This is a genomic window from Anaerotignum sp. (assembly GCF_031981185.1).
Classification (GTDB): Bacteria; Bacillota; Clostridia; order Lachnospirales; family Anaerotignaceae; genus Chakrabartyella.
In genome coordinates this window covers 61,627-71,247 of record NZ_DALYUL010000007.1, presented here as the reverse complement: position 1 = coordinate 71,247, position 9,621 = coordinate 61,627, and the positions used below count along the sequence as shown (strand labels likewise).

Below are 9,621 nucleotides of genomic sequence, written 5' to 3'. Positions count from 1 at the left end.
CCATTATAATTTTACATATACAATCAATGGAAATGTTGTTAACGATGAATTCGACAATGTAAATCCCGATAATGTTAAAATATAAGAAATACAAATAAATATTTAACGGTATATGATTTCCTGTCAATATTTTGAGGAGGTAAGAAATATGAATAAAAAACCATTATCTAACAATGATTCAGTGGAACTTATAGAAAGCGTCAATAAAGAAAAACCAATTTTAAAACAACAGAATGAATTAAAGAATTCGGCTTTTGAAGCTTGTCCAGTATGGGTAGGATGTCACTGCTTAGATTATGATGAAGCTTGGTATGATGATACGGACGAAGAAACCTTTAGACCTTGGAATGGTAAAGTACCATCAGATGAAGAACAATGGATGTTTCTTGTTAAGACAGATTTCATTTTAGCAGATGGGACAACACTCAGAGGATTCATGTCACCTCCAGAACATGGCAATCAATTTGATATAAGTAATCAACATCCGATTATAATTACGGAGAATGGAGAGCTAATTATGATTTGGTATGGCAGTTTACCTGAAAATTATTTTAAGAAAGATACAGAACTGACATATAGCTTATTAAATAAAAAACATAAGGAGATTTTTCCAATACACTGTACGATACTTAGAGAGATGATCGATGGTCAGAACACTGGATTGATTTTAGGATTTGAAAGAAATGAAAAGTAACGATTGAAAGAGTAAATTATACTAACATTCTCCTTATAAGAAAACAATTAAGACAATTACATTTTAATATATTAATATAAAGATGGAAACAAGATAAATAAATTATTAATAATTTATTAATATATAATGGTATATATTGACAATTCTCTGCGATGGCAGTAAACTATGACTGTACCGGGTACAGTTTGAAAATACGTAAAATTTCCATTGTCTTTTAAATAAAGGAGGTAAAAATGAAAAGAATATTAGCAATTGCAACCTCATTAATAATTTTATGTGGAAATACGATATATGCTCAAGATTATGTCGAAAAAGAAACCTCTACAAGTGTAAACTACGACTCTAAAATAGCGGACGAATTATTTTTGAATAGCAAAGTCGAAAATGTTCAGAATGCAGATGGTATTTATCAAGTTACATTCGTAACTGATTATATGCCAGAAAAAGTTAAACGAATAGCAAAGGCAAGTGCAAACTCTTTACAGTCAAATTCAATAATTAATTCAGATGAAGTAAAAGCTAAGTCAATTATTACTCTAGCTACTACAGATCAAGAAAAGGCTAAAAAGTTAGTTCAACTGACACGTAGTTCAGTGGATGATAGTGTTAAAAAAAGTCAGTGGGATGATACATATGGGGTAAAAGGGTATCTAACTGTATATTATGTGGAAAATGACTATTCAGGTATTACTACTTGTTTAGTAACTCAAGTTGATGGTGGAGCCACAATTTCGGATACCAATATACAAATTGTGTATAATTCAAAAAACAAGCTGATTGTTGGATGTAATGATGGACATCCTAATACTTATAATCAATATAAAGAGTATAAAATAACATCAATTCCCTTTTATAAATCAACACCAAGTAGTTGGGAACCTGCAGATGTAGACCAAGATGTTTTAAAAGCGGTAGGTGCAACTTGGAATATCCCATTACGCCGTGCAAATACTAATTGGAATTTGGAAATAAGTAATACATTATATGGTTCAATGATAATTACATAATATCTACGAGTTAAATTAATTTTAAATTTTTAAGGTCTATAAGTTTTATCTTATAGACCTTAAGTTAAAGGGGGAATTAATATAATAAAAGCTAATTTTTTGAAAAAAACAATTATTAATTATGTATGTATATTATATGCAGTTATTTATGCATATTTTTATCAAAAACTATTAGTATTATCTACGAAAACATTTCAAATTAAGTGGCAATATTGGAGCTTAGCATTATTATTTATTTTATCAATTTCTATCGTGATTCTGATTAAAATGAATATAAAATATTATTCTATAAGTAATTTTTTTGTTTTCGGATTTCTATTGTTTTTGCGATATAAGTATATTTTTATTTTAAATCGAATTGACTTTATCTATATATCAATTTTATTTATATTAATGATGATAGAATTAAGTAATATAATTAACATAAAATATAAAGAGCGAATAATTCCGTCAAAAGAATAATATCAATAGAATTTAAAACTAGATTACAGCTTGTCTCTATGATATTTAACTACTGTAATAAAAATACAATATATGAATTCTAATATATTATGAAACATTATAGGAAAACAAGAAAAGACGATGAATTTTCTTGGTGGGAGATATGTTGTAAGTGTATAACGAGATTGAAGACACCCATCATTATTACAATCATTATGATGGAGAAGATCATGATGATTATGACGAATAGAAATCTAAATGAGAGTGGAATTTCATTTGAGGGTTCACTAAAACAACATTTCAATTTGAATGTTGTTTTTTAATTTACCAAAGGAGATAGTTACGTGTTGATAAAGATTAAATCTGACTATATTACATGTGAACTTAATAAATTTAAAAGTGATTGCGATAAAGAATCTAATAAAAATAGGCTAATAACACTTAGAAAACTAAAATGTCCAGCATATGATTTTGAAGAAAAACGACGCCAATATTGTAGACAAGTATATGCTTTATACTATGGAGCATTAAAAAAGAATGACATTGAAACATTACGAGATAGGCAATCTAGGCTTCTTCATTCCACAGAGATCAGTAATAATATACTGATTGGTGTCGGGGGTGGTCTGTTTGTGAGTCAAATTTTAATTTTACTAGATGAACTTTTTAAAGAACCAGTTATTAATCCAATTGCAAGAATTATTATTGTTTTTATTGGTTTTGTGTTTTTAATTTTATTAGTAATGTGGTTATTTTGTAATTTGTTTCAAGAAATGATAGAAGGTTACAAACGTGAAAATAAGTTTGGGACTGTTTCATGGGAATTAAAATTTCTTGAAGAAAATCTAATAAGTAAAACTCAGGCTATCATGGAATCAATAATATTAGATAATGCTATTGACTATGAGAATTTAGAAACAATAACAGAAAACGAAGAAGAAATGGCTGAAAAAGAGTTTGCGAAAAATTATTGACACTATCATTAAGACGGGGCATACCTATACAGGGGTATGCCTTTTATATTACTAACATTCGTCAACGTGGAGATGTGGGAGGTTCTGCTAAAAAAGTAGGGCTGAGAATTAAGGAATTAGAAAGGCTGTATGGAATTACACATGGTAATAATCAAAATAGGACTTCACAAAATGTTAAGTCCCAAGAAGATTTAGCTAAAGATATGGGTATGACTGTAATGACATTAAACAGATATAAGCCAAGACAACGGCACTGGCAATCATGAAAATTTTATCTGAGCATGAACAGGAAGAATTGGCTTCTACTCTTGTTGTTACTAAAAAAATACACTCAGAAACAAGTAGGAAATGAAATACTAATTTTATTTAAAAAGCGGTATTAAAATTTTTTAATAAAGTGGTTGACAAAGTCACCCGAATGGATTATATTAGACTAAAGGTTGACAAAGTCACCCGTGGAAAAGGGGGATGAAAATGGATGAAAATGATTGGACTAGAATTTGTAAGAAAACAAAATAATCTTACAATGAATGAATTAGCAAAGTATTTAAATGTATCAAAACAAACAATATCTAAGTGGATAAGGATGGAAAAGAAGATTCCTCAAGATAGATTGAGGCAGCTATCAGAGAAATTACATGTTCCAATGGACTATCTTAATAAGGAGCTAGAAGAAGAAGATAAGGTAATGATTAGTGCTTTATTAAGTGAAAATGTACTGAAAAATACAAAATATATTGTGGGTGATGAGAATTTACAAAATGATATTGGGATTTTGAAAGATAACATAATAAAAAATGTTCAGGTTATAGAGGAGGATAAAGATAGCGAAGCTATTCAAGGATATGTAAAAGAAACACAACTAAACACTCAAATAGCAATTAGAAGGATTAGCGTTGAGTTAATAAGGCTGGTAAACACAGAATACTCACAAGAAAATTTAACAAAATTACAGGATATGCAATTTATATTACAAAAAATTGCGGATATTTTTACTGACAAAGATACTAGAAGGTTGTTACAACTAAAACAAAGCTTAGAAAGGGACGAATAAACTTATGAAAATTGATGGAACTAATCTTTCATTTATAAATCAGATTTGGGAAGAAAAATTAACTATGCAGTGTTTAGATATAAGAAGCTGCAAAAAAGCAGTATATTCTAATGGGCATGCTATCTATGTACTTCAATTCAATATAGAGCAAATATCAATATTAAATCATATTGTCTATTTAGCACTAGAAAAATTTGTAAAACATTTATATTCAATGTTAGATTTAGACAGCATTATTCTGTTTAATGAAAATATTTCAGCTCAGCTAACGGTAGAAAAAATAGATGGTGTAGACACTATATTTTTTCAAATGATAGATATTAGCAAAAATAAACTTGTTCAAGTGGATGTTGAATTTGATAAAAATGAACAAGAGCTAATTTTTGGACTGATTCAAGAAATAGAAAACAAGATTGCCTAATAATTGCGGAAAAACAGAACATATATTTGCTAAAATCTATTTACAAAGGGAAAATATGGTGTTATTATAAACGTATGTTCTGTTGGAGGGGAAAAGAAATGCCAACGACTTAGTGCTGGTAACACTAAATAACGTTGACACTTCAGCTATGAGTTCTGGTAAAACTCATTTTAGTATAAATTTGCACTGAAACATGAAATCAGAATCAGCACATATGTAATGGTAAACATATTATATCTGAGTCTAATTATCATGTCAATGGGACAATTCAGTCCAACTTATTTCAATTATTTTTATTTTACATTGTTTTACAAGCTTATATTAAGTAACAAACCTTATAAGATGTTTTTTCTAATACACATCTGAAGGTGTATTAAATTTACCCATTTTTAGGTACATGGTGTTATTTTCACACTGTATATATAGTAACTCGTCAACATTTGTTTATTAGAAAGGATGATCTGTAATAGACCATAATAAAAAAGGCTATTGACATTAAAAGCCAATAGCTACGCAATAACACCTATATTAGAGGATTCAGGTATTGTTATTCCTTCGACATGATGAATGTAGATAAATTTAAAGAGGTTTTAAAGGAAATGGACTATGGGAATGTAGCTTTACAATATGGAAAAACAAATGGGAGTGTTTTTAGTGTTACATTTACTGACGTTGCTCTATATGATGATGCAGTAGAGTTCTGGTTCAATCCAGACGAATTAGCTGAACAATCACCATCTGTTTTGAGTACACAAAGAGTTGCTCTAGCGGACGGGGAGATTGGTTTATATGGCTCTTATGGCTTGCAAATTAAAATGAAAAACAATGTTGCCTTGAGAATGGTATTTGAGATTAAGGACAAAACCGTTTTCAATGGCGAAGTATATGAACTGGAATCAAAGGAAAAACGGGGAGTCAATTCAGTACAGGAATTTTTTGATGCTGCATTATCTCATAAAGGTGGATTCCAAATCAATGTAAATAGTTTGGATGTTCCTGAGATTGAACAAATTGGCGGTTTAGGAATGGAGTTTCATGATCTTTACTTTAGAGATGTGAAACCACTAGCAAATGATGAATTGATTGCTTTTGGAAATGACAGCATTGAGGCAACGAAAATTAGAGAGGATGGAGTACCATGCTTCCCTATGGAATGTAATGCAGGACTTTATCTTAATAAATCTAAGATCGATTTTGTTGAAAAGCTTGATAAAGATGAGTTTGCAGACATGTTTGAACTGGGTATTTCAACTGCCATCTATAACGTTTATATGCTTGCGGATGATTTAGGTGGAAAAAGAAATATTGTGACAATTGGTTTCATTGACTAACAAATATTAAAGGTGGTCTGTTTAATGAATGTCAAGGGATAAGCAAATGGAGGAAACTTTTATGGAAATTTGTATTAAGGCGTTTGATATTAGGAAAGGTATGAAATTATGTACGATTGTTAGCAATCCAGATAAGAACGGATTTGTGCTTGTTGTGTCGGGGCATTTTGATACACTCGAAAATCGTTCGGGAATTTTAAAAATGCAAAAAAAGTGGATACGATCTTAACATTTGATGAATTGCCTCATGGTCAGCAAAGAACGGCAAAGAAAAAAATAGCAAAAGCTAATAGACTAGACGAAATTTTAAATGAAATAGATTACTACTTCCATTCTGTTAAAGATGGATCAGCAACACAGAATGATAAAAAAAGATTAGCTCAACTAGAAAAAGAATTAGAAAGATAATATATAAATTAAATTAATTTTATGGAGGATATAAGATGAATAAAAATAAACAGGGGTTAATTGAAAATATAAGAAAAATTTTTGATGATAGTGAAGTTGGTATAAATGTTGATGTAATTATTAATAGTGTTGAAATTGCAAGTTTTTATTTATCAGAAGATTATGAAATAACAGAAGTTGCTAACTCTGAAACAATTAAAGTCTGGAATTGTAAAGGAGATAATATTATTCCAATCTCGGCTAGCATTGATTTTTCACTAGTTGATTCATATAAATATGAAGAAATTAAGGATGGTAGTGACAGTGTATTAGGCAATTGCTTAGAAATAGTATTAAATAACGGTATCACTTTTAAATTTAGCGTGTTTTATTTATAAGGAAATTTGATAGTAAAAATCAGGGAGGTATTAATATAAACGATTTACAACAGAAAGTAACAATTATAGATAGCATTATGGGTAGCGGAAAAACAAGTTGGAGTGTCAACTACATTAATGAAAATTACGGTAACAATATTCTCTACATTACACCATTCTTAGATGAAGTTGAAAGAATAATTGATTCGTGCAATAGAGATTTTAAGCAGCCCATAAACAAAGGGCAAGGAAAATTATTTTCGCTAAATGAATTGCTTATGTGTGAAGAAGATATTGCTTCTACTCATGAGTTGTTTAAACACCTAGATGAAGAAAGTAAGCAGTATATTAAAGATGGTCATTATACATTAATTTTGGACGAAGTGCTAAATGTTATTGAGCCCTACAATATAAAAAAGGATGATTTAAGAATTCTAATTGATAGTAAATGTATTTCAATTGATGAAGATGGATTTGTAATGTGGAATCAAGATAAGAAAAATTATGATGTTAGTTTTAATGAATTAAAGCGTTTGGCAGAAAATAAAAGCCTAATAAGCGTGAATGGGATAGTTTTATTATGGCGTTATCCACCAGAAGTATTTGAATTGTTTGATAAAGTGTATGTATTAACATACTTGTTTGAAGCTAGCATACTCAGTAATTACTTTAATTTGTACAGAATTCAATATACAAAAAAAAGTATTTGTAGTGAAGATGAAAGATATAAAATTTGTGATTATTATTATGCAAATCCAACTACAATTAAGGAGAAAATTAATATCTATCAAGGAAAGCTGAACGAGAATTTTCACCAGAAAGAAAATGGTTTATCGTCAACATGGTTTATGGCGCGACATAATGCAGAATATATTAAACAAATTCGAAAAAATATCTATAATTATTTTACCAATATAGTTGGGGCAAAATCTGAAACAATTTTATGGACTACGTTTAAAAAGCAACAACAAAAGTTAAAGGGTAAAGGTTATACAAAACAGTTTTTAGCGTGTAATTGCAGGTCTACAAACGAATACGCTGATACATATAATCTTGCATATGCAATAAATATATATATCCATCCAGTGATTTCTCAGTTTTTTAACCAGAAGGGCATTTATATTAATCAAGATTTGTATGCATTATCGGAAATGATTCAATGGGTTTGGCGAAGTAGGATCAGAAAAGGAGAAAATATTAATATTTATGTACCATCAATCCGAATGAGGGAATTACTTATGGAGTGGCTGGATGGCAGGAATGTATTAGATAAAATAAAATTTGTAGACAGTCAAAAAGTAAGTTAGGAAAACAAACTTCCTAAAAGTTATTGAGAATGCCCATTTTACAGGGTTTAGGCGGTGTTTTCCTTAAAGAAAAAGATTAAAAAAGAGGAAAATGAAATTTGTAAATAATCAGGGTAATAGTAAAAATTTAGTGTGGGATAACAACAAAGTGTGGTAGCGTAGCGACACACGACTTGTTAGGCCAAGCAACTGGAATGAATGTAGCGTAGCGGAATGAATGAAAGGCGGTAGGCTCTTAACGTCGTAGACAAAGAAGGGGTTCTGGTTATATGGGAATATCGGCACTTGCAAGCAAGTACCTCTTCTTCGCCTAGCTACCGCTAGTCTCAGGGAAATATAAGAATTTACGGAGGATTAGAATATGGAAATTAAAGATATTAAATTTGTAGAAGAAAAGAAATGGATAATGCTTTATTATATGAAACGTACTTACGGAAAAAAATCACCAAACCAATTAAATTATACGAGAATGTTGCAGATGTATCAGCATTGGTGGAATGAAGATTTACATATTGATGGCAAGAAATATAGAAAAATAATTGCAGGTAAAAAACAAGTTAGGTTACCTGTTAGTGGGATTGTTATTGATGAAGAGTATCAAAAATACTTTGATAATATGTATGAAGAATTATCAAGTTTATACCAAACTATGAATGTTGATCAAATTAAAGAAAAGCGTATGGCAGCAAGAAACAAAAAGCGCATACCTTTATCTATAAGAGAGTTAGCGAATGAAGTAGGTTATCAAGTTCAACAAGGAAGTGCTAAATATCACCCTTATAAATTAACAGGTTATCAAATTATTCATACTAAAGGAAAGAATAAGGTGGCAGGGCTTAAGTTTGAGCTAACTCTTGATGATGTTAAAAAATGGTTGAGAAATAAAAAGAGAAAATTGGAATTAAGCAATAATTGATATGTGTCTTTAATCTAGGATGTCAAATTAAAGACTAAATAATATTCTTTTTCTCTAACCATATTTGTAAATAGTACAGAATAGCAGTCAAAATTATAAATATCAAACGGACAAGAAGACTCCTTTGCAAAATAAAAGAAAGCATAGCGCATAAAGAAAATAAAAATGTTATTAAACTAAGTGCTATTTGGATTCTTCGGTTCATAAACTCACCCCTACTATAATATTTAAAAGCCATTTTATTATACTACATAGGGTTGCAAGATGTCCAGTTTAGTACAGTTACTTAAATTTGGACGAATATGAACATTGTAAAGAAGTGATCAATAAGTAATGAGTAAATAAAATTTACATTTTAAGTTGTATCATTACGAGGTAGTATTTGTAGTAGAAGTGTCATATGGCTTAGGTTTTTTTGCTGTTATATAGGTGTAATTTAAGCTTTATTTTTTAAAGGATAGAATAACACCAGAAATAGAAAATCGTATGATTTAGGCTCGTGAGATGTAGTTTTTTCAAGCGTATATAGGCAATTGGTTTCAATACTTAATATAAAAGTGAGGGGTTTAAAATAGGAAATATTAATGCAAAACAAGTTAGAATTTATAAGATTAGTACATTTGATATGTTGACTGATGGAGAACGAAATATCTACGATGATAAAATTAATAAGCGGGAAGATGTTGACAATGAAATAAGAGAATTTCAGGGG

General features: G+C 29.7%; 10 protein-coding genes. All 10 read left to right on the top strand.

The genetic code is table 11. The features are described from left to right. The first annotated feature begins 148 nt into the window (after positions 1-148). The gene (locus tag RTK36_RS05530; RefSeq protein WP_312045121.1) at positions 149-694 is read left to right on the top strand and encodes a hypothetical protein; all 546 of its coding nucleotides are present in this window, start codon (positions 149-151) and stop codon (positions 692-694) included. A gap of 233 nt (positions 695-927) precedes the next feature. After that, positions 928-1,701, top strand: coding sequence for a hypothetical protein (locus RTK36_RS05525; protein WP_312045120.1), 774 nt, complete (start codon positions 928-930; stop codon positions 1,699-1,701). Between the two features lie 788 nt (positions 1,702-2,489). Beyond that, complete coding sequence (locus RTK36_RS05520; protein WP_312045119.1) at positions 2,490-3,116, top strand: hypothetical protein; 627 nt, start codon at positions 2,490-2,492, stop codon at positions 3,114-3,116. A 478-nt stretch (positions 3,117-3,594) separates the two neighbouring features. Next, a complete protein-coding gene (locus RTK36_RS05515) occupies positions 3,595-4,170 on the top strand; it encodes a helix-turn-helix domain-containing protein (protein ID WP_312045105.1) in 576 nt (191 codons plus the stop codon). Positions 4,171-4,174: 4 nt separating this feature from the next. Further along, complete coding sequence (locus RTK36_RS05510) at positions 4,175-4,591, top strand: hypothetical protein (protein WP_312045104.1); 417 nt, start codon at positions 4,175-4,177, stop codon at positions 4,589-4,591. A gap of 599 nt (positions 4,592-5,190) precedes the next feature. Further along, positions 5,191-5,922, top strand: coding sequence for a hypothetical protein (locus RTK36_RS05505; protein ID WP_312045103.1), 732 nt, complete (start codon positions 5,191-5,193; stop codon positions 5,920-5,922). A 213-nt stretch (positions 5,923-6,135) separates the two neighbouring features. Then, a complete protein-coding gene (locus RTK36_RS05500) occupies positions 6,136-6,330 on the top strand; it encodes a hypothetical protein (protein WP_312045102.1) in 195 nt (64 codons plus the stop codon). 35 nt (positions 6,331-6,365) lie between these two features. Then, the gene (locus RTK36_RS05495) at positions 6,366-6,707 is read left to right on the top strand and encodes a hypothetical protein (RefSeq protein WP_312045101.1); all 342 of its coding nucleotides are present in this window, start codon (positions 6,366-6,368) and stop codon (positions 6,705-6,707) included. Positions 6,708-6,784: 77 nt separating this feature from the next. Further along, positions 6,785-7,993, top strand: coding sequence for a hypothetical protein (locus tag RTK36_RS05490; protein ID WP_312045100.1), 1,209 nt, complete (start codon positions 6,785-6,787; stop codon positions 7,991-7,993). A 361-nt stretch (positions 7,994-8,354) separates the two neighbouring features. After that, entirely contained in the window at positions 8,355-8,909 is a 555-nt protein-coding gene (locus RTK36_RS05485) for a hypothetical protein (protein ID WP_312045099.1), read from the top strand. Positions 8,910-9,621 lie beyond the last annotated feature (712 nt).